This window comes from Chitinophaga sp. (assembly GCF_017745275.1).
Taxonomy (GTDB): Bacteria; Bacteroidota; Bacteroidia; order Chitinophagales; family Chitinophagaceae; genus Chitinophaga.
In genome coordinates, this window is sequence record NZ_JAGHZS010000001.1 from 536,550 (window position 1) to 558,018 (window position 21,469).

The window sequence follows — 21,469 nt, forward strand, 5'->3', positions numbered from 1 at the left end:
TATTATATGGCAAAGATCAGCATAAACTTTATTAAACGGTTATCTTATAACGCATCCCTTTTTTAGTATTAAAACGCAGTACGCCATTTTTATATTGATGTGGCACTACTACTCCTGCAGCATCCTTTACGATAGCCGTTTCCGGCAGCACCAGTTTGCAGGGTTGTCCGCTACCGGATAAAATACTTACTTCGGCCACGGTTTTATTCTTCCAGCTAAAGTCTACCGCGAAATCATTCACTGCACGCAGGCCTTTGATATGACCGGCGGCAAACTGTTCTCCATCAGGCAACGCGGGCAGTAAACGGATAATATTTTCCTTGCCGTGGCTCTGCAGCAGCATTTCGGCGATACCAGCAGTAGCACCGAGGTTACCATCTATCTGAAAGGGTGGATGTGCACAGAAGAGGTTTGCATAGGTACCGGCACCGGAACTCATCCGGATCTCGCTGCCTGCAGCAGCAGGCACCCATAATTCTTTCAGCATTTTATAGGCATGGTTGCCATCTCCCAGGCGGGCCCAGAAAGCCACTTTCCAGGCGCGTGACCAACCCGTACCACCATCCCCCCGCCTCGTCAGGGTTGTTTGTGCTGCAGCAGCCATTTCCGGGGTATCCCAGGGCGTAATTTCATCATAAGGATATAAGCCATATAACGGGGATACATGGCGGTGATGCGGATCCGCTTCTTTATAATCCACCAGCCATTCCTGCACCCCACCGGTAGATGGGCTGATTTGATTAGGTGCCAGCTTCGACAATACCACTTTCAGGCTATCTGCCCAGCTTTTATCCGTTTGCAGGATACGCGCTGCTTCCAGGTTAGCTCCCAGCAAGTCGCGGCAAATTTGCATATCCATAGTAGGTCCCATACAGGTGGATCCTACCTTTCCATCGGGCAATACGTAAGAGTTTTCCGGGGAGTTGGAAGGCGCTGTTACCAGCCATTGATGAGAAGGCTCTGTAATCAGGATCTCTTTGAAGAACGTGGCAGCTCCTTTTAATACCGGGTATACTTCTTTCAAAAACTGTTTATCGTTGGTATACTGGTAGTGTTTCCAGAGATGGGAAGCTACCCAGGCACCACCTGTTAATGCAGATCCCCAGTCGGCTCCTTCGCCTGGTGACGTGAAGCCCCATGGATTATAGATCACGTGGGCCATCCAGCCATCTGCGTTGTAATAGGTACGCGCGGTATGCTTACCAAACTTCGACATCTGTTTAGCCAATGCAAACATAGGCTGATGGCAGTCGGATAAATTCGTCACTTCTGCCGGCCAGTAATTCATTTCCACGTTGATATCGAGATGGTAATCGCCGTTCCATGGTGTTTGGTATTCTTCTGCCCAAAGTCCCTGTAGATTAGCCGGCATGCCGCCTTTACGGGAAGAACTAATCAGCAGGTAGCGGCCAAAGTTGAAGTACAGCGATACCAGTGAAGCATCTTTTTCCCCCGTTTGTAAACGTTGTAAGCGATCAATGGTAGCCAGGTCTTTCACAGCATCGTTGCTGTTGTCCGTAAACGAAAGCTGGCAACGGTTGAAAAACGAACTATAATCTTTTACATGTGCTTTCACCATTGCGGGCCATGCCACAGTAGCTGCTTTCGTGATATCTGATATTGTTGCAGGCAACGGCTCCGCACCTCTTTTCTCTACATCCGGCCAGTTCAAATCTGTATGCGCACCTATCATCAACAGGCATTCATCTGCACCATTCACAGTAACCTGGTTGTTACGCGTGGTTTTAGTTCCGCCTTTAGGTAATACCTTCAGTACAGCGGCATACTTCACGCCCTCGTCGTTGTTGCCTCCATTCAAGGTGCCACGCATTATTACATCACCATTGGAGGTGCTCATGGCAGCTCTTTCACGGCGATACAGGCCGGTGGTAAACGACAGGCTACCCGGCTTGCTGGCCACCAAACGCACTACCGTTACCTGCTGTGGCGCAGATACCAGTACCTCCTCTTTATAGGTAACGCCATTTTTCTCCCAGCTAACAGTGCTGATGGCACTATCCAGTTTTAGCTGACGCTGATAATTACGTGTAGCCGATACCGTGTCTTTCCACTGGATAAACAAATCACCCAGCGTTTGGTAGCAGCCAAATTTTACGTTGGCGCCATTACCGCTGCCGGAGCCCGGACCCTGGCAAATAAAATATTGCTGCAGCATTTGCTGCGCCTCAATATTCTTACCTTGTAACAGTAATTGCTGGATTTTAGGGAGATAGGGCGCCGCCGCTTTGCTGTCTGCATCCTGGACACCGCCACTCCACATAGAAATCTCATTTAATACAATCCGCTCCCGGTTCGTATTTCCAAATACCATGGCGCCTAAGCGGCCATTGCCCAGCGGAGCAGACGCCGTAAAATGGGTGGCAGGTTCGCTGAAACGAACCGTAACATCTGATTGCGCCGACAACGTCAGGGCGCCTAATAAACATACAGTTTGTAATGTGGAATATAGCTTGCAGTTCATGTGCATCAAGATATATAAAATCCTGCTGCAGTGAAAGCCCAAAGCGGCAATTGCGAATTAGCCATTAACAAATGTGAATTTTGTATTTGAGCGGGTGGCAGCTACCCGGGTTGTAATCCTTATTTATCTATTCCGGCTGCTTTGCTGATCAGGCTTCCGCCACGGTAATTTCATAGCGACTGGCATTATGCAACAAGTGCACAGGACGTTGGGTACGCGTTCCCCATGCGTCTGTAAAACAGGCGCCAAAATAAAAGATCAGCGAAGAGTAAAACATAAAAAGCAATAATAACACCATTGATGCGGACGCCCCATAAATGCTGTTAATACTGCTATAGGTGAGCATTACCTTTAAAATAGCTTTCCCTATATTAAACAGGATACTGGTCACCAAAGCGCCGGTGAGTCCTACTTTCCAGCGCGGGCGACCATCGGGCAGGAAATGAAAAACCAGGAAAAACCAGATGGTTACAATAATCACAGAGATCACGTAGTTAAGTGCACTATCATAGTAGTTTCCTACCGCCGGCATATACTGGTTGATATACTTGCCCAGGAAGGTACGGGCAGCATCAGCCACCAGGTCGATAATAAATAAGATGCCTGCAAAAATAATTACCAGCACACCTTTCAACCGGGATAACATGATTTGTCCGAAGTTCGCTTTATGCGTAGCGCGTATTTTCCACAGCTCGTTCAGAGAACCTTTGATAATTTTGAATAACGTAGTGGCTACAAACAATAAAAAAATGAACCCAACAATAGCGATGATCCAATTCTGAGCAATGCTCCGAAAGGCCCGGAGGGTTTGCAAAATAGCTTCCGTGGTTTCCGTTCCGAACATCCCTTCCAGTTGTACCATTAAGCGTTTGCCGGCATGTTGTATCCGGAAAATAATACGCAGTAACTGGATGAGGATAATGAGAATCGCCGGCAGGGCAAAGGTGGTAAAAAAGGCAGTAGCCCCTGCCATACGCAACGGATCACTTGCCTGCAATACCTTATATGCATCTTTAAACGAAAGCAGAAATAACTGCCAACGGGGTAATGTTTTTGCTGTTGTAATGGTTTCCATGCCTGCCCTATTCGGGGTCAATTTACTGATTAATTTTCTTTGGCAATAAAAAAGCCCTACTATTCAATAGTAAGGCTATTAATCACTTGGGGGAGTAACAGTATGGTAGAATAGTTGTTTTAGTATCCGCTGCCGAAAGGTGGTGTTCTGAAGGGTACCCACTCGGCAATTTTGTCGATGCTTACTTCAATGGAGGCTACCCGCAGCTCCAGTACATCGAAGCGGTGATCCATCTTTTCTTCTAATACATCGATTCGTTCGTCAACGGCATCGAAGCGTTTGTCAATGGCATCCATTCTAAGATCCATGGCATCGAAACGCTGATCCATGGCATCGAAACGTTGATCCATCGCATCAAAGCGTTTGTCCACAGCATCGAAGCGTTCATCGACTGCATTGAAGCGTTCATCAACTGCATTGAAGCGTCCGTCTACTGCATCAAATCCAGCGATAATCGCATGTTCCAATCGTCCAAAAAGTTTTAAAACGTCTTGTGTATCCATAATGTTTAGCTATTTTGATCCATCAAATTTACCGTGAAAAAAATATGCAAAAACATATCTTGTCAGATATTTTTTATTGCACTATCATCTCACCAAACTATTTATCATACTGACTTTCAACCGATCAAAACAAGCGAAAATTTTGTACAATTTCCCCATTCGTTTATGCTTCAACCTTGCATAAAAAGAAACATGCGAAAACTGAATATCTATACAGCAGCATTACCATAGCTTCTAGCTGTTAGCTGTTTAGCAAAATGCAGCGAAGAACATGTGTTTATCTCCGCTGCATTTTGCTAAACAGCTAAAACCTAATGTCTAAAAGCTATTTCACATACTGTGCCACGCCCTTGCCAAATGACCAGCCGGCAAGGTCGTTTTCTACCAGGATGATTACCACATCATCAATGCTGACCGGTGTGGTGGCAGCGATGCGGGTAGCGATGCTTTTATAAAGTCCCTGTTTTTGTTCCACTGTTCTGCCGCCTCTGGCAGTAATGCGGATATAAAGCAGGTTATCTGTATGCGGTACATCGAGGAAGCTGGAGGGATAAAGTATATCACCGGGTTGCATGGTATGAATCACCTGGAAATAATCATCCGCGGGTACATGGAAGTGCTCTTCCAGGCTATGATGTACGGCAAGAGAAATATCCTTTTTATGAGCAGCGGTAAGATGAGTACCGAGGTAGATTTGTACAAAAGGCATAACTTATTTTTTTATGATGATAGGTGGCTGATCTTTTTTCAACAGGTATACTGCTACAAAGGTGGCGGGTTTATCTGTTTGTGCATTTTTAAAAACGGTAATTTCCTTACCTGCCATTTCGCGGAAAGCATCCCCGGGATGCAACGTTACAGCCGGCTCTCCGGCAGGCTGATAAATCACTTCGCCGGACACAATATACCCGTATACTTCTCCGGGATGATGATGTACCGGGGCGCCTTCTCCGGGGCCCAGCGTAATTTGATCCATCCTTACCTGCTCTATAGTTGTTGCCGGTAAGGGCTGCTGCAACAGTGTTTTGCGTGCCAGCGGTGTTTGAGCGCCGGCGCTTCCCGTTAATAATACCGACATAATAACCAGTAATTTTTTCATTGGAAGAAAGATTTCATCACAAACTTACTACCTTTCCATATATTTATAATATTGAAACATTTAATACAATACTTTAATAAAACTAAACTATGAATATCGACTTGCTGGAGCTTGATTTGCTACGCACCTTTGTGCTGGCCGCAGACCTGGATAGCTTTGCCAAAGCGGCAGACCAGGTAGCGCGTTCACAATCGGCCGTAAGCCTGCAGATGCAGCGACTCGAAGAAATAACAGGACAACAACTGTTTCTTAAACAAGGCCGTGGCTGGCGTTTAACCGCCAGCGGAGAAATACTGCTGGGCTATGCACGGCAAATGCTGGATATTAATCAACAGGCCATCACCGCACTCACCGCCACGCAGTTAGCAGGAAAAGTAAAACTGGGCCTGCCGGCAGATTTTGCGGAAAGCGGGCTTCCCATTGCCCTGGCCCGCTTTGCCGCCATACATCCGCAAATGGAGATAGAAGTCACCCTGGACCGGCAATTTGTACTCGCTCAACAACTACAAAGCGGTAAACTCGATATCGTGGTTTCTTTTGGAGAAACTACTCCCAAAAACGCCCTCTCCATTGGCACACTGCCTGTCAGGTGGATCGGTGGAAAAGATAATACCGCCGCCTTACTACATCCACTGCCCCTGCTGCTTTTTGAAGCACCCTGCCTGTTCCGCAGCAACGGCCTGGCGGCACTTGAAAAAGTAAAACGTAAATGGCGGCCGGCATTAACCAGCGGTAGTGTAGCGGGGATGTGGGCAGCCGCACAGGCAGGACTCGGGGTCACCATCCGCACAGAAATAGGCATGCCACCCACCTGCCAGGTACTGCCCACTTCCACTGGCCTACCACCCTTACCGGAGGTGGCAGTATATATGCTGACCCGTCAAAAAACGCCCTCACCGGCTATTACACGGCTGATCGACATCTTGCATGAAACAATCACTGCACAGTTAAATGACATCCGTAAAAAGTCTAAAAGGGGCATTAAATAAAAAGCCCCCCGCGGATGCGGGGGGCGTCTGTCTTTATTCATCACTCCCTTTTACAAGGAAATTTCCTGGACCGGTGAATAAATCATATCCTCGATGCCAGCTACTTTTATGCCCACACGGGCAAAAACTGTTTTCTGCGCAGGTACCAACGCAGGTACATCTGCCTGTAAACTAATAGCGGCAGGATCCGCAATATTACCTCCGGCAAGGTCTTTCGTGGCCACGCTATTCCGACCATCCACAAACTGTGTTTTACACACATACAACGATACCCGTTCAATATCCCGCGCATTCACATCTTTAATAATCTTTTCCGCAGCAAAGGTTGCCGTCACGGTATTCCCTGCCGTTACAAACTTCGGTGAACGGATCATATAATACGGCAGCACTTCAATATCCCGGGTGAGATTACCTGAAATCGTCAACGGAATAGTATCTGAATTGGTGGTTTTATCTGGTATAGAACGGAAAGGCCCCTGCGCCGCAGGAATCACCAGCTTATACGACGCATTAAACAACAAGGCAGAAAATTTACCGTCCTGGCTGATACTCACGTTAATGGGTATACTCTTTCCCCAACCGGGCTCCCATAACTCAAAATATACATCGTTATAACTAACATTAATGGTTTCACCCTGGTATACCAGCCGGCCGCTGAACTGGCTGGAAGGCGCTTTATAGTTATCTTTCTTACAGGAGGCAGCTAATATCCCTGCCACCATGATGATCACATATTGCAACTTAGTTCTCATAATACATCGCTTTACTGGTTAGGATTTTTCACAATTTTCGGATTGTTGTTGCGGATATCATCCCCGATAAACCCATAGTAATTGCCCATCCGGAACAGGTGCGCGGAAGTAACAGCTCCCGGTAATACCTGTTTAAAGATGTACTTGCCATTATTCGGACTGCCCGGATCATATACCTTGTAAGGCCACAACGCAAACACCCGGGTACTGGACTCATCACTTTTCCCGGGCTGCGTGGTCAGCGGCGTTTTCACGCCATTCCATACTTTATGCGCCAAACGCCAGCGCTTCATATCCCAGAACTCATGGCCTTCAAATGCCAGCTCTACTTTCCTTTCATGTACTATACGATCGAACGTAATGTCGGCAGCGGTCAACGGAATTTTAAAGCCCGCTCTTTCTCTCACCTGGTTCATATACCCCGCGGCTACGTCCCGCTGTCCCAGCTCAAAGGCTGCTTCCGCGGCATTCAGCAATACTTCTGCATAGCGATACCGGATCCACCACACCTCACTCTGCGTACCAATACGGCCGGAGCCTACTGTTGGATCCATATACTTCCGGACGATAAACCCAGACTGGGCACTGAATTCCAGGTTATTCACCGGTCCGTCAAAGCCTACCACCTGTACATCGGGGCCATTGGGTTCCAGCTTACCTTTGGCACCGAAGTTATCACCGGTAACGATCCTGCCATCTTTGAGAATGTATCCTGCCCAGATATCTACTTTCTTATCCTTAAACTCGGACCCTGGCAGTATAACAGTAGCGGCTAAACGGGGATCCCTGTTGGCGAACAGGTCCTGCGGGTCGCTGTAGTATACATACCCTCCTCCTGCTGCGTTGATATTCAACGGCGCAAAGGTGTTGTCCAATAACTCAAACGACTGTACGAGATTTAAAGAAGGATTTAACCGTCCGCCCTGTTGTTCTTCCGCATTGGAACGGGGTTGACTCCATAACGTCCACGGCTGTACTCTGCCGCTTTGCAGTTTAAAATCCTTCGCAAAAATCACTTCGGGGTTAGCGCCTTTATCGATAAACAGGCTGATAAAATTCTGTGTCAGGTTATCGCTGTTCTTTTTATACAATGCATAGTTACCGCTGGTGATCAACTCCTGCGCGGCCTGCAGCGCGGTAGTATAATAGCCGTTGGCCTTAGCCACCGGGATACCTACTTCTCCACCGGGTAATGATACCTGTGGCGTAGTGGCGCCATACTTTGCAATAGAGCCGGCGTATAGTGCTGCACGTGCTTTGGTGGCCAGCGCCAACCCAACGGTAGCACGGGTTTTGCTGATAGGGTTGGAAGGCAGGTACTTCTTCACCGTATCCATTTCACTGATTACGAAGTCGTAGATCTCCGACTCTTTCGCCCGCGGATGCTGCAGATACGCAGGGTCACCCTGGTAGTTATATTCCAGCGGTGTTAATATCAGGGGTACCCCGCCTACCCTTTTAGCTTCTTCAAAATACACCACTGCTCTCAGGTACCGCGCTTCTGCAATAAACCGGTTTTTTACATCGGGCTTTAATTTCGCAGAAGTACCACATTTATCAATGAAGATATTCAGCTCGCGGATATAAGCGTAGTCCCAATACGTTACTTCACCAACATCTTTTATCATCATACCCGGAAAAACGTAGGGATATTCCGTAAAGCTGTGTCGCCAGTACTGGCCATTTTCTGATGCAAATGCTTCATCGAAGCGTGCAAATTCTCCCCAATTATCAATGGTTTGCACCACCATAGATGGAATGTTACTGTTATTCACATCTGTTTGACGATCCGGATAACGGTCGTACAAATCGGCCAGCACAGAAAGGATGAGCCCTTCATCATTCCAGAGCTGCTCGTTTTGCAACACATTGGAAGGAGCCACGTTGAGAAAATCCTTATCGTTGCACCCTGCACTCAGTGCCAATACCGCAAGGCATATATATAACAAACTTTTTTTCATAACGAATCTGTTTTGTACTTAGAAAGTAAGGTTCAACCCAATATTCACCAGCTTATTCTGCGGATATTGCAACCCGTTCTCATCCACTATTTCCGGTTCTATCCCCAGGCTTTTCACATTATCCAATGAAAACAGGTTGTATGTGTTGATATAAACCCTGGCTTTCTTAAACCGGACGCGGTCCAGCAACTGCTGCGGAATAGAATAGCCCAGCTCCATGGTTCTCAGCCGGATATAGTGCACATTATGCAACCAGAAAGTGGAAGGTTTATTGTAGTTGCTATGATCTCCCTTATTGAAGCGTAAAGGCGGGTTTTTACCTGGTATCCACTTACTGTTCACATCAAAAGGATCTTCGCGGTGCCAGCGGTCATCGTAGAACTGTTTCAGTAAGTTGCCGCCATTCTGAAACGGCCATCTCATTTCCCAGTTTTGATTATAAGAATACATAGAGCCACCGGAGAAATCAGCGGCAAAATCAAATCCATTCCATCTTACACCCAGGTTAAAACCAAAGTTAACCGTGGGGTTGCCGGAAGTCTGGTAGCCGATCGGTCTTTCATCCTTTTCATCTATTACATTATCCCCGTTCATATCTTTATAGATAATATCCCCTGGCAACAACGTTTTATTACCTTTGCCATCTACGTTCACCGGGTACTTATTAATTTCTTCCTGCGACTGGAATTGCCCGATGGCCTCATATCCCCAATAGATACCATTCCAGCGGTTCTCAATGGAGTTGCGGTAATGATCCAGCGAGTTACCCCATACCGGTTTATACGACTCCAGGAATTTACTTCTTGAATAAGATACGTTGCCACCTACCACCAAATTCACTTTACCGATATGTGTGGTATATGCCGCTGAAAACTCGCCGCCTTTCTGCTGATCACTATTTACGTTTTCATCCGGTAAACCGTAACCAATTTCGCTGGGCACCAGCACATCGTATTTACGGCCACGAAGACCGGAACGCTTACGGTTGAAGAAATCGAGTGCACCATATACTTTACCATTCCACAACTGGTAATCCACGCCCACATCGGCAATCTTACTTACAAACCAGGAAAGGCGGTCGTTAGGTACCCCTTTGTCGCGGGACCCCTTGATAACGGTACCATCAAGGATTACAGTAGAAGTAGCATAGGTATAACCACGCAGATAATCATAAGCACCGATGCCGATATCATCATCTCCCAATTCGCCATAAGATCCGCGGATTTTTAATTCGGTGAGAATACTGTTACTACCTAACCATTTCTTAAAAAAGGGTTCTTCCGTTAAACGCCATCCGGCAGATACAGAAGGGAAAAAGCCCCACCTTTTATCCGGTGCAAATTTCCAGGAGCCATCGTAACGACCCGCTACTTCCAGGAAATATTTATCACCGAAGCTATAGTTAAACCGGCCAATATAGCCTATCCTGGCTTCCGTCCAGTCGGCATCGTTATAGGTATCCATATCGGAAAACTGGATCAATGGCAACAGGTTACTTTTAGGTACCGCATGTACCCATACATCCAGCTCACGCCGCTTAATTCTTTCGGATACAAAAGTACCGCCGATGGTATGCCTGCCGAAGGTGTTGTTATAGTTCACCTGTCCCTGCAACACATTTTCCAGCACTTTATGGGTACCGCGCTCCCGCCATGGATTGGAACTGCCGCCGGTACGTTCATAGGTATCTGTTTCCGCCCTGTAAGTATAGGTATCGTACGTATATTCGTGACCGTTCATCAGCTTATCGGCATAGTAATAAGAATACATACCTTTTAAAGTGAGTCCTTTGATGGGCGTTTCATAAGTGCCGTTAAAGTTGGTTTGCAGTACCCGCCAGTCTTCTGTCCAGTATCCGGAGATGGCTTTGGTTTGTACTGCCCAGTTCTCCGTATTGTGCCCGATGTCATTTGGATATAGCGGGTTATCGTTTGCGTAAGGTCTTTCTGTGGGGCGGTTACGGAACAGGGCGAAACGTGGCGCCCAGTAATCATCACCTCCTGGCACGCCGGGGTTATCCCTTTCTTCAATACGGCCGTTGATCTGTACACCCACTTTTAGCCGCTTTGCTATTTTAGCATCTACGTTACTCTGGATGTTGGTGCGGTTAAAATCAAACTCGCGGCCTAGTACGGACTTTTGATCCAGCCGGGTCACAGATAAATAGTAGTTGATATTTTCAGATCCACCCGTAGCGTTGACGTTGATAGAATGTTGTGGAGCATTTTTCTTAATAATGAAATCGTACCAGTCGAAGCTCTGATATCCTTTTTCAGTGCCGGCTTTCCACTTCGCCAGTTCTTCTTTGGTGATATCAGTCCGGGGATCTTCGGCATTCATTTCTGCATCTGCTTTACCCAGCATCCATTCATAGGCATTCACGGTTTTAGGAAACCTCGACCAGTTCTGCCATCCCGTATAGGCGTCTACGTTAATAGTATTACTACCTGCTTTACCACGTTTAGTGGTTACCACTACTACCCCATTGGCAGCTCTTACGCCATAAATGGCTGCAGAGGCATCTTTCAGCACGGTAATACTTTCGATATCGTTGGGAGAAATATTGTTAAACTGGCCGGCATCTTTCTGAATACCATCAATTACATACAGGGCGTTTCCGAAATTACGGATCTGTATATTAGCACCGGCACCAGGGCGTCCATCAGGCATCCGGAAAGATACACCCGGTATTTTACCCGCCAGCGTGGCGCTCACGGTAGAAGCGTGTACCCGTTCCAGTTCTTTACTGGTAACGCCGGAAATAGCGCCGGTAACGGACTCCTTCTTTTGTGTGCCATAGCCTACAACGATGACTTCACCGAGACCTTTACTATCTGTTACCAATCGTATGTTAATTTCTTTTCTATCTCCTATAGTCACTTCCTGCTTTATATAGCCTACAAAAGAAAACACCAGCACCGCATTTTGATCAGGTACTGCTATGCTATAAGTACCATTAGCATTGGTAGAAGTCCCTTTGGCAGTACCTTTCAGGCTAACGGTTACGCCGGGCAGTGCTGCGCCCTGTTCGTCTGTAACCTTACCGGTGATGTTGATATCTGTGGGTGCGGCGTGTGCAATGAGCACAGTGAAGAGCAGTAATACTGTTAAGTACAGGCATGGGCCGGCCAGTATTACATCCCGGATTTGATCCCGGATACGTAATCGTTTTTTCATAACTATTTTTTGTGTGGTCTTAAAAATGATCAGTCTTCCATAACTGTCGCTGGTTGATGGTTCTATCGATTTATTTTACTACGGGGAATGCTACTATTCTCACTTTGGTGCAGCCATAGGGCACCAGGGTAATCACTTCTTCTTTATCGTTTACCTTACCTTTATAAACGCCATTTCTATTGGTTACGGGTTGTGGCGCAACATCGTCTACCAGCTTCCATTCCGGGATCTTTTTCCCGGTGGTGGTAATGGTAACAGGCACATGGGCCAGGTTCCACACAAAGTCAGCGGCAGCGGGTTGTACAGCGCTTACTTTCAGATATTGTGCAGGCGATTGAACTACTTTCTCCGGCAGGCCATAGTTCCAGTCTTCTTTAGGATATACACTGAAATAATCTCCTTCTACTTCGTCATGTCCTGTTTCCCACTGCTCGTTTAACTTCAAGGCATATACGAGTGGACCACGCTCTACCGCACGTGAGTTACGGCCCCAGTTGGAAGTACGCACCTGCATAGGTAATTGCAGGGTGAGCTGGTCGTTGTTATTCCACGTACGCTGCAGGGTAATTATCTGACCACCTTTCTCCTTACGGAGCGGTTGACCATTCAGCAACACTACGGCTTCTGTACACCAGGCCGGGATACGCAACTGTAAAGGGAATGCCACCGGCTGTGCCATGGTCAGGTTAAACTGTACCTGTTCATCAAAAGGATAGCTGGTCACTTCTTTGATGGTCACTGCAGTATTGTTTTTCCCCAGCTTTGTGGTCACTTCATTGGGGCTATAAGTGAGCGCTGCCAATCCTTTCCCTGCGGTAGTATACCAAAGATGGCCTGCAAACTTAGTCCAGCCCTGGTGCATGTTAGCGAGGCAACACGTGTAACCGCTGCGCATACCCAGTACATTATTCATTTCCCGGTCGAATGGCAGCGAGAAATTAAATACACCTCTTTTAATATTTACCTGGTTCGCCACCTGGAAATATTGTTTAGCGTTATAATCGTCGGTTGTTTGCGCGGGTAAGGCATTAAATGTCATACGCTCCAATGCATCTGCGTAGGCGGGATCACCTGAGATGGCGATAATTTCTTCCAGTGAAAACATGGCCTCTACGATGGCGCATAACTCTGTTCCCTGCGTAGGTGCGTTACCGTGTAAATCTTCATCAGCAGAGAAGATACCCATCGGTAGTCCATGCAGGTTCATCAGATCTGTGAAACCCGTATGCAGGTATTGCAGGTATTGTTTGTTGCCGGTGCGCTGATAGTTCAGTGCCGGCGCTTTCAGACCCATACCCACATTCACACCATGACGACGCATCCAGTGCTGATCATTTTGCTGTGCTGCCGCATCTATTACCCAGCTACGGTTACCCAGCCAGGTAGTCCAGGCAAACGACTGGGATTCCAACAGTGTCGCCAGCTCCAGCAGCTTCTTATCTTTTGTAATACCATACAGCCACTGTGCCATCATAATATTTTCCGAACCGCGGGAAGTAGCCCATTCTGTCCACTTACTAAGCGGACAAGCTTTCAGTGTTTGCAACTGGTAATTAAAATACCGTGTCATAAAAGATAAAACACGGGTATCATTTGTGGCCGTATAATATTGTTGCAGTACTTTCAGCATCACCATCTTTGGCCACCAGTCTTCCCCTTCTGCCGCATTACTCACACCAATGGTGGTATTGTTTTTCCCCTCCGTGGCCGTCAATGGCCCGAAATAGCCGGACGGGCGCTGCTGTTGCAAAGTCCAGTTGATATAACGCAATACTTTTTCCTGCAATACTTTGTCATCCAACAGGTAAGCCAACGGCACAGCGCCATCCAGCCAGTAGGGTGTTTCCTCTCCGCCATCTCCTTTTCCACCCAGCCAGCCATTGTCGTTTTTCACTTTATTATATACTTCGTCGAGGTGCCCGGAAGTACCGTCCCGCATGATTTGCAACTGGTGCCGCAGCCAACCCTGTGGCTTGATAGCGCCCAATGGCAATGGCTCATATACGGGTTTTACATACACATTGGTATCAGCCCTGGTACCCGGCGGATGCATAGCATCCGCCGGAATAACACCTATGAAAAAAGCAGAAAGAATAAATAAGCCAAACGACTTTCGCTTTCTCATGGTTATGGTTTTATGGTTACCAAAGCCGGGTTATATAACTTCTGATGGATTGCTTTTAGTTTCTCCAGCGGCATCTTTTGTACTTTACGATCGTAGGTCATGAGACCATTAATTTCTACTTCCACGTCAGTGGTTTGTGTATACACCGCAGCCGACAATCCCTGCCTGATCAATGTTTCCAGCCTGTCGGTGAAGCCACTGTAGCGTTTGAACAGGTCGTCCGCATTCTTGAAGCTCTGGTAACCCCAGTTATCTTTTTGCTGCCATACGTGATCATTTACCGGCAGTCCGAGACCACCGAATTCACCCAGCACAATGGCGCGTTTATCACCATATACGGCCGGATCGGGCATAGCTGGCTCCGGATAGTTGTGCAGGTCGATGATAGGACCTATCGGGTAGAAGTTACCACCACTGGCGGTATTCACGAGGCGCGACGGATCTTTCTCCATGGTCCATTTGGCAATGTCCATGGTTTTAAATTGTCCCCATGCTTCGTTGAATGGTGTCCATACTACAATAGAAGGATAGTTGTATAAATGATCGATGATGGCATTCCATTCTTTTCTGTAGTAGCCTTCTGATTCAGGAGAACGTTGCTGATCAGTAGCGCGGTCTATTATACCAGGACGGGGTTCCCAGCCATTACCCAGGTCGCCGCTGGGCATATCCTGCCATACCATGATGCCCAGTTGATCGCAGTAGTAATACCAGCGTGCAGGTTCTACTTTGATGTGTTTGCGGATCATGTTAAAGCCCATGGCTTTGGTTTGTGCGATGTCGAACTTCAGCGCTTCATCGGTGGGCGCAGTGTATAAGCCGTCGGGCCACCAACCCTGATCCAGTGGACCGAACTGAAATACGAAGCGGTTGTTTAATAACATACGCTCTATGCCATTGGCATCTTTTCCAACAGACGATTTGCGCATAGCGAAATAGCTCTTCACTTCATCGATCACTTTTCCTTTACGTGTAACCGTTAACTTTAGGTCGTAGAGGAAAGGGGATTCGGGCGACCATAATTTTGGAGAAGGAATTTTCAGCACTGTGTTTTCTCCATTCAGCGTGCTTTCTGCTACTTTGTTGCCACCATCAAAAGCTGTTACAGTGATAACATCTCCTGCTTTCGCATTTTGTACGTTGGCCGATATGGTGAGGTTTTGGTTGTCAATATCCGGTGTTTGTTTGGTGCCTGCGATATAAGTATCTGCTACTGCTTCTACCCATACTGTTTGCCAGATACCAGTTACCGGCGTATACCAGATGCCTTCCGGTCTTTTTACCTGCTTGCCTCTTGGTTGTACGCCTTCGTCGGTAGGGTCCCATACTTTTACTACGATATCCTGTTTACCTTTTTTCACGAGTGCCGTAATGTCGAGCGTAAAGGGATCAAAGCCGCCTTCATGATTGCCGGCTTCCTGGCCATTCACGTATACGGTAGTACGCCAGTCAACGGCGCCAAAATGTAACAGGATCTTCTTTCCCTGCATAGCAGACGGCAAGGTTAACGAGGTATTATACCAGAGTACATTATCTTTTCCTACATTCTTTCCTACACCGGAAAGAGCTGATTCTACTGCAAACGGTACCAGGATCTGCCCATCCCAGCTAGTGGGCTTATCTTCATTCTTTGGTTTAATGGCATAGTTCCACAGGCCATTCAGATTTTTCCAGTTGCCACGAACCAGCTGAGGGCGGGGATATTCAGGTAACACAGCGTTGGGCGTTACCTTTTCACTCCAGGTGGTAGCTATTTTTCCGGTTACCATTTTCCACTGCTGTTGTGCTTCCACGGTATTCCATCCGAGTCCGAGCGCCAGTGCAATAATTAAGTGCGTCTTTTTCATATGTCTGCTTAAAATGATTTTATTCTCCCGAAGGTTTTTTAATGGGGGTATTTATTTTCACCGGCTCACCGAAGTATGGGCTGCCGTCAGCTTTCCAGTTAACTTGCTGGATGCGTGGATTTCTGCGCTGGCCACAACCCTCGCCAGCGTTGGAGTTGGCGTGGTAAATGATCCAGTCTTCCCGGCCATCCGGCGATTTAAAGAAGCCATTGTGTCCCGGTGCATAGGCGCCATTTTCAGGTTTGCGTTGCAACACCGGCTCCGGAAACTTGGTCCAGCTTTGCGGCAGCAGCGGATCTGCTCCATGTTTCAATTGCATCATCCCCAGGGCATAGTTTTCTGTCCAACAACCACTGGCAGAAAAAATAAGGAACACTTCTCCATTGGCATTCTTCAATATCTCTGGTCCTTCATTCACTCCATTCTGTTCCCATTTATACTGTGGCGCCGCTATTTCTACCCGCGGTGATACCAGCGTCCATGGATTGGCCATACGGGTAATATAGAGCCGTTGTATGCCATCTTTCCCATTGTGGCCACTCCAGATAAAATAGGAAAGACCTTTATGTGTGAATACGGTACCGTCGATGGCAAAATAATCGGCAGCGGTATCTTTAATTTGTCCTTTGTCTGTCCAGCTACCAGTAGTAGGATCTTTCGCACTATTCTCCAGTACAAACGTATGTTGTGGATGTATGCTATCGGATGATCCCGCGGTGTAATACAGGTACCATTTATTATTCAGGCGATGTAGTTCCGGTGCCCAGATATCCCTGGCATTAGGCCCTTTGGCAGGTGGTGTCCAAACTATGATTTCCTTTGTTTTGCCCAGCTCCGACATAGCTGCAGTTTTACGCATCACCAGGTTATGTCCGGTGGTGTTTAAATAATAGTACATGCCGTTATCCCGGATCACCCAGGGATCAGGACCACTACCCAATAAAGGGTTGGTGAAAACGCCCGTTGTATCCGGTGCAGCGGCCTGACAAATAACGCTCATCAGTAGCAGGCATAGCAGGGAAAGTAGTGGACTACTTTTCATAACATGGATTTAGCTTTTGGCCCTAGTTAAGCGTATAAATCACGCTTGAAACAGTTCTTCAAAGAAAAGAATTCCTTTGCTTCACTGTGTATCCTTTTATCTCAATTTTTCACTTTTTTGTATCAAATTTTATTAAAAAAGGAAAAAGCGGAAAGCATAAAGCAAAAAGCTATTTTAGCGGATGATATTAGCGTATTTTGTCTGTGAGTAGGATTAGACTGATTATACTGATTTTTATTTTTTGATTTAGGAAGATGAAGGACGATATAAGCTATTAGATTCGCATAAATCTTACAAAATCAAAACCAATCAGTATAATCAGTCTAATCCTACTCACAGACAAAATACGCTAATATCATCCGCTAAAATAGCTTTTTGCTTTATGCTTTTTGCTTTATGCTTTTTGCTTTATGCTCATGATAAAGGCCAGATATTATATTTCCATTTTACTGTTGCTGCTGAGCAAAATAACGTATAGCCAGGAAGCCAACTTCATTCACTACCAGGTAGAGAATGGGTTGTCACATAGTGCAGTGATATGCACCCTGCAAGATCAGCAAGGCTTTATGTGGTTTGGAACTATCTACGGCTTAAACCGCTTCGATGGCAAAACCTTTCGTGTGTTCCGGCGCAGCAACGAGCCGGGCAGTTTAGGTGGCAACTTTATATTAAGTCTTTTCCAGGATGACAATGGATTAATCTATGTAGGCACCGATAAAGGCGCATATGTATATGATCCGCACAATGAAAAATTCCGTTTCCTGGATAAACGCATGAATGGTGATATAAGGGCTATCACAAAAGATACAAAGGGGAACATCTGGTTTGTGTCCGGTGGTAGTTTGTTCCGTTATCATACGGCCAGCGACAGCTTATATAATGTCCGGCACGCATTTGAAGCTACGTCCGCTTGTATGGGAAGTGATGGCCACTTATGGGCCTCTTCTACCGATGGAAAAATAGCAGTATATGATCCGCTAAAAAATGTCTTTACCAGCTACGACCTTTATGATCACTCTCCTGCCAGCAGCACGCAATGGATACAAAAAATTGTTTGCCTCGGTAAGGATTCCATCTGGATATGTACCAACACACAAGGCATTAAATTATTCGACCTCCGCACCCATACTTATAAGGATTTCCTTTCTACCGCTCCGGATCACACAGAGATATATGCAAGGGATATCATTCAGCGTAACCCGGATGAATACTGGGTAGCATCGGAATCAGGTATTTATATTTATCACCTGCAAAGCGGTGATATCATCAACCTGAGAAAAAAATATAACGACCCCTACTCTCTTTCCGACAATGCAGTATATAGTTTTTGTGAGGATAAAGAAGGTGGAATATGGGCGGGTACTTACTTTGGCGGCATCAACTATTTCCCGCAACCATATACGGCTTTCGAAAAATTTTTTCCGCAAACCGGTATTCCTTCTCTGAGCGGAAACGCGGTGAGAGAAATTCATCCCGATCGTTACGGCCATTTATGGATAGGTACGGAAGATGGCGGTCTCAATAAATTTACGATTGCCAACGGCGCTTTCAGTAATATCAAACCATTGCCCCCACCGCAAACGGGATTGTCGCATACCAATATCCATGGCCTGATGGTCACCGGCGACTCTCTATGGATCGGCACTTTCGAACATGGATTGGATATACTGGATATTCCCAGCGGCAGATTTATCCGGCATTATAAAGCCGGACCTGCCGCGCATCAACTACGTAGCAACTTCATTTATGCTATGCTGCGTACCCGCAACGGGGATATCCTGATTTGCACTACCCGGGGATTATATCAATATAACCGTGGGCGGGATGATTTTGAAGAAGTAACGGAAGTACCGTCGTATATGTTTTACACGGCTGTATTTGAAGACAGCGACGGCACCATCTGGCTGGGTACTGTCAGAGACGGATTGTATTATTATAATCGCCGTACCGGCAAAAAGGGCTACTACCTGCATAATCCGGCTAATCCCAATAGCGTTAGCGACAACCGCACCAACAGCATCTTTGAAGACAGTCATCATCGTTTATGGCTGGCGACCGATAATGGCCTTTGCCTGTTTCACCGGGAACAAAATAATTTCACTACCTACGATATCCGTCACGGATTTCTGAGTAACATGATTTTCAGCATCCTGGAAGATAAACGTGGCCTGCTTTGGATCTCTACCTCCAAGGGACTGGGTTGCTTTTCTCCGGCTATGGAAAAAGCCGTTGTTTACACAAAAGCTAATGGATTACTAAATGATCAGTTCAATTATAATTCAGGCTACCAGGACAGCAGCGGCAATATGTACTTCGGCAGTGTAAAAGGCATGATTCGTTTTAACCCGGATCATTTCCTGCGCAATCATTTCCTCCCACCTGTTTACATCACCGGCTTCCAGGTGTTTAACAAAGAGGCACAGGTAGGCGATATCCTGAAAAAGTCCATTTCTTATACGGATACCATTGTTTTGTCGCACGACCAATCCTCTTTCAGCATCGACTTTGCCGCGCTAAGTTACACATCGCCGGAAATGACAGCTTATGCGTACAAGATGGAGGGACTGGAAAAAGACTGGACTTACCTGGAAACCAATCGTAAAGTTTACTTCACGAAATTATCGCCCGGCACTTATCGCTTTATGGTGAAAGCCGCCAACAGCGGCGGTAGCTGGGGAGAAACGCCGCGGGTACTTTTCATTAAAATACTGCCGCCGTTCTGGGCCAGCTATCCTGCCTATGCAATTTATGCGTTGCTGCTGTGCAGTATCGCGTATGCTATTATCCGTTGGTATCATCAGCGGGCATTACAAAAACAAAAGCGGCAAATGGAGTTGCTGGCACATGAAAAAGAGAAAGAAGTATACCAGGCAAAAATAGAGTTCTTCACGCACCTGGCGCATGAAATCCGGACGCCACTAACCCTCATCAAAGGTCCGATGGAAAAGGTGATCAGGCATGCAGCAGAAGTGCCACAGGTACAAAAGAACCTGCGGATTATGGAACGCAATACCGACCGGTTGCTGGATCTTACCAGCCAGTTGCTCGACTTCCGTAAAACGGAGATCCATGGTTTCAGTCTTAATTTTGTACGCACCGATATCCCTGAATTGCTGAAAGAAAACCACCTGCGTTTCACACCGGCAGCAGAACAGAAAAATATCAAATTTAAAATAGAATTATCAAGTTTACATTTCTTTGCTTATGTAGACGCAGAAGCATTGTACAAAATACTCGGCAACCTGTTGAACAATGCTATCAAATATGCTGCTACTAAAGCATCTATACACCTGTTGCCCGTATCGGAGGGAGATATTACCTTTACGATACTGGTAAAAAATGATGGATATATTATTCCTCCGGAGATGAAGGACAAAATATTCGAACCTTTTTTCCGGGCGAAGGCAACGGCGGCGCAATCTGGTACAGGCATCGGTTTATCGCTGTCGAGGTCACTGACCATATTACATAAAGGAACGCTGGAGTTGCTGCCGCCGGAAGCAGGAGTCAACGTATTTTCATTAACCTTACCTGTTCACCAGGAAATAGAATTCAATTTGAGCAAATGGAAAATAAGCCACTGATACTGTTAGTAGATGATAATGAAGAAATACTTTCTTTCATTGCTGATGACCTGGAAGATAAATATAAGATCGTCACGGCCCTTCATGGCGCTGCTGCCCTGCAAATCCTGCAGGAGCAACCTGTACAACTGGTGATCAGTGATGTGATGATGCCGGTAATGGATGGTTTTGAATTATGCCGCATCATTAAGTCTGGTGTGGAGTCCAGTCATATCCCCGTGATATTGCTTACCGCGCGGGACACGCTGCAATCCAAAATAGAAGGCCTGGAGCTGGGTGCAGATGCGTATATCGAAAAACCTTTTTCCCCTGAATTTCTGCAGGCACAAATTGCGAGCTTACTGAGCAACCGTCATAAAATAAAATCCTACTACGCCAGTACGCCGCTGGTGCATATGCGGAGCATGGCTAACACCAATGCCGATGCGCAGTTCCTGGAAAAATTGCACGACCTCATTAATCAACACCTCACCAACATCGACCTGGATGTAGAGCAGCTGGCAGACTTCATGAATATGAGCCGGCCTACTTTTTACAGGAAGATAAAAGCCATATCAGATTTAACCCCGCATGAACTGATTAATATTGCGAGACTTAAAAAAGCAGCGGCCTTATTATCCACTGGTGCGTATAAAATTAATGAAGTAGCAGAGCTGAGTGGATTTGCTTCGCTGACAAATTTTGGAAAGAATTTCCAGAAACAGTTTGGGATACTACCTTCCAGGTATGTAGCGCAAATACAGTCGGACAAAGAATCTTAGCGATTTTATTTTTTTATTTCAAAAACATTTTCTACATTTAATTATCAGCAACCGATACTGCTGTATCTCACA

14 protein-coding genes are annotated in these 21,469 nt (G+C 46.4%); 3 read left to right on the top strand and 11 right to left on the bottom strand.

Going from position 1 to position 21,469, the window contains the following annotated elements:
• Positions 1–31: 31 nt before the first annotated feature.
• The 5 genes from J7623_RS02060 to J7623_RS02080 form a co-directional block, all read right to left on the bottom strand.
• Positions 32–2,482 carry a glycoside hydrolase N-terminal domain-containing protein gene (locus J7623_RS02060; RefSeq protein ID WP_291916631.1) on the bottom strand — a complete coding sequence of 817 codons (2,451 nt, stop codon included), beginning with the start codon at positions 2,480–2,482 and terminating at the stop codon, positions 32–34.
• Positions 2,483–2,630: 148 nt separating this feature from the next.
• Positions 2,631–3,557, bottom strand: a complete 927-nt coding sequence (locus J7623_RS02065) for a YihY/virulence factor BrkB family protein (protein ID WP_291916632.1) — start codon at positions 3,555–3,557, stop codon at positions 2,631–2,633.
• A gap of 119 nt (positions 3,558–3,676) precedes the next feature.
• Positions 3,677–4,024, bottom strand: a complete 348-nt coding sequence (locus tag J7623_RS02070; protein ID WP_291916633.1) for a hypothetical protein — start codon at positions 4,022–4,024, stop codon at positions 3,677–3,679.
• 361 nt (positions 4,025–4,385) lie between these two features.
• Positions 4,386–4,769: a tautomerase family protein gene (locus tag J7623_RS02075; RefSeq protein ID WP_291916634.1), complete on the bottom strand. Its 384-nt coding sequence runs from the start codon at positions 4,767–4,769 to the stop codon at positions 4,386–4,388.
• Between the two features lie 3 nt (positions 4,770–4,772).
• A complete protein-coding gene (locus tag J7623_RS02080; protein ID WP_291916635.1) occupies positions 4,773–5,159 on the bottom strand; it encodes a cupin domain-containing protein in 387 nt (128 codons plus the stop codon).
• 89 nt (positions 5,160–5,248) lie between these two features.
• On the opposite strand from J7623_RS02080, the gene J7623_RS02085 reads away from it, so the two are divergent.
• Positions 5,249–6,148: a LysR substrate-binding domain-containing protein gene (locus J7623_RS02085; protein WP_291916636.1), complete on the top strand. Its 900-nt coding sequence runs from the start codon at positions 5,249–5,251 to the stop codon at positions 6,146–6,148.
• A gap of 50 nt (positions 6,149–6,198) precedes the next feature.
• Here J7623_RS02085 and J7623_RS02090 read toward each other — a convergent pair whose 3' ends face one another.
• The 6 genes from J7623_RS02090 to J7623_RS02115 form a co-directional block, all read right to left on the bottom strand.
• Entirely contained in the window at positions 6,199–6,900 is a 702-nt protein-coding gene (locus J7623_RS02090) for a DUF3823 domain-containing protein (protein WP_291916638.1), read from the bottom strand.
• Positions 6,901–6,911: 11 nt separating this feature from the next.
• Positions 6,912–8,861: a RagB/SusD family nutrient uptake outer membrane protein gene (locus tag J7623_RS02095; protein ID WP_291916640.1), complete on the bottom strand. Its 1,950-nt coding sequence runs from the start codon at positions 8,859–8,861 to the stop codon at positions 6,912–6,914.
• Positions 8,862–8,879: 18 nt separating this feature from the next.
• The gene (locus J7623_RS02100) at positions 8,880–12,038 is read right to left on the bottom strand and encodes a TonB-dependent receptor (RefSeq protein ID WP_291916641.1); all 3,159 of its coding nucleotides are present in this window, start codon (positions 12,036–12,038) and stop codon (positions 8,880–8,882) included.
• A 70-nt stretch (positions 12,039–12,108) separates the two neighbouring features.
• The gene (locus J7623_RS02105; protein ID WP_291916642.1) at positions 12,109–14,163 is read right to left on the bottom strand and encodes a beta-L-arabinofuranosidase domain-containing protein; all 2,055 of its coding nucleotides are present in this window, start codon (positions 14,161–14,163) and stop codon (positions 12,109–12,111) included.
• A gap of 2 nt (positions 14,164–14,165) precedes the next feature.
• Complete coding sequence (locus J7623_RS02110; protein ID WP_291916644.1) at positions 14,166–16,010, bottom strand: sugar-binding domain-containing protein; 1,845 nt, start codon at positions 16,008–16,010, stop codon at positions 14,166–14,168.
• 19 nt (positions 16,011–16,029) lie between these two features.
• The gene (locus J7623_RS02115; RefSeq protein ID WP_291916646.1) at positions 16,030–17,052 is read right to left on the bottom strand and encodes a glycoside hydrolase family 43 protein; all 1,023 of its coding nucleotides are present in this window, start codon (positions 17,050–17,052) and stop codon (positions 16,030–16,032) included.
• 410 nt (positions 17,053–17,462) lie between these two features.
• Here J7623_RS02115 and J7623_RS02120 point away from each other — a divergent pair, with 410 nt between their 5' ends.
• Together J7623_RS02120 and J7623_RS02125 are read left to right on the top strand one after the other, a co-directional pair.
• Complete coding sequence (locus J7623_RS02120) at positions 17,463–20,636, top strand: two-component regulator propeller domain-containing protein (protein WP_291916649.1); 3,174 nt, start codon at positions 17,463–17,465, stop codon at positions 20,634–20,636.
• Positions 20,618–21,397, top strand: coding sequence for a response regulator (locus J7623_RS02125; protein ID WP_291916651.1), 780 nt, complete (start codon positions 20,618–20,620; stop codon positions 21,395–21,397). Before J7623_RS02120 ends, J7623_RS02125 begins: the two co-directional genes overlap by 19 nt.
• The last annotated feature ends 72 nt before the right edge of the window (positions 21,398–21,469 follow it).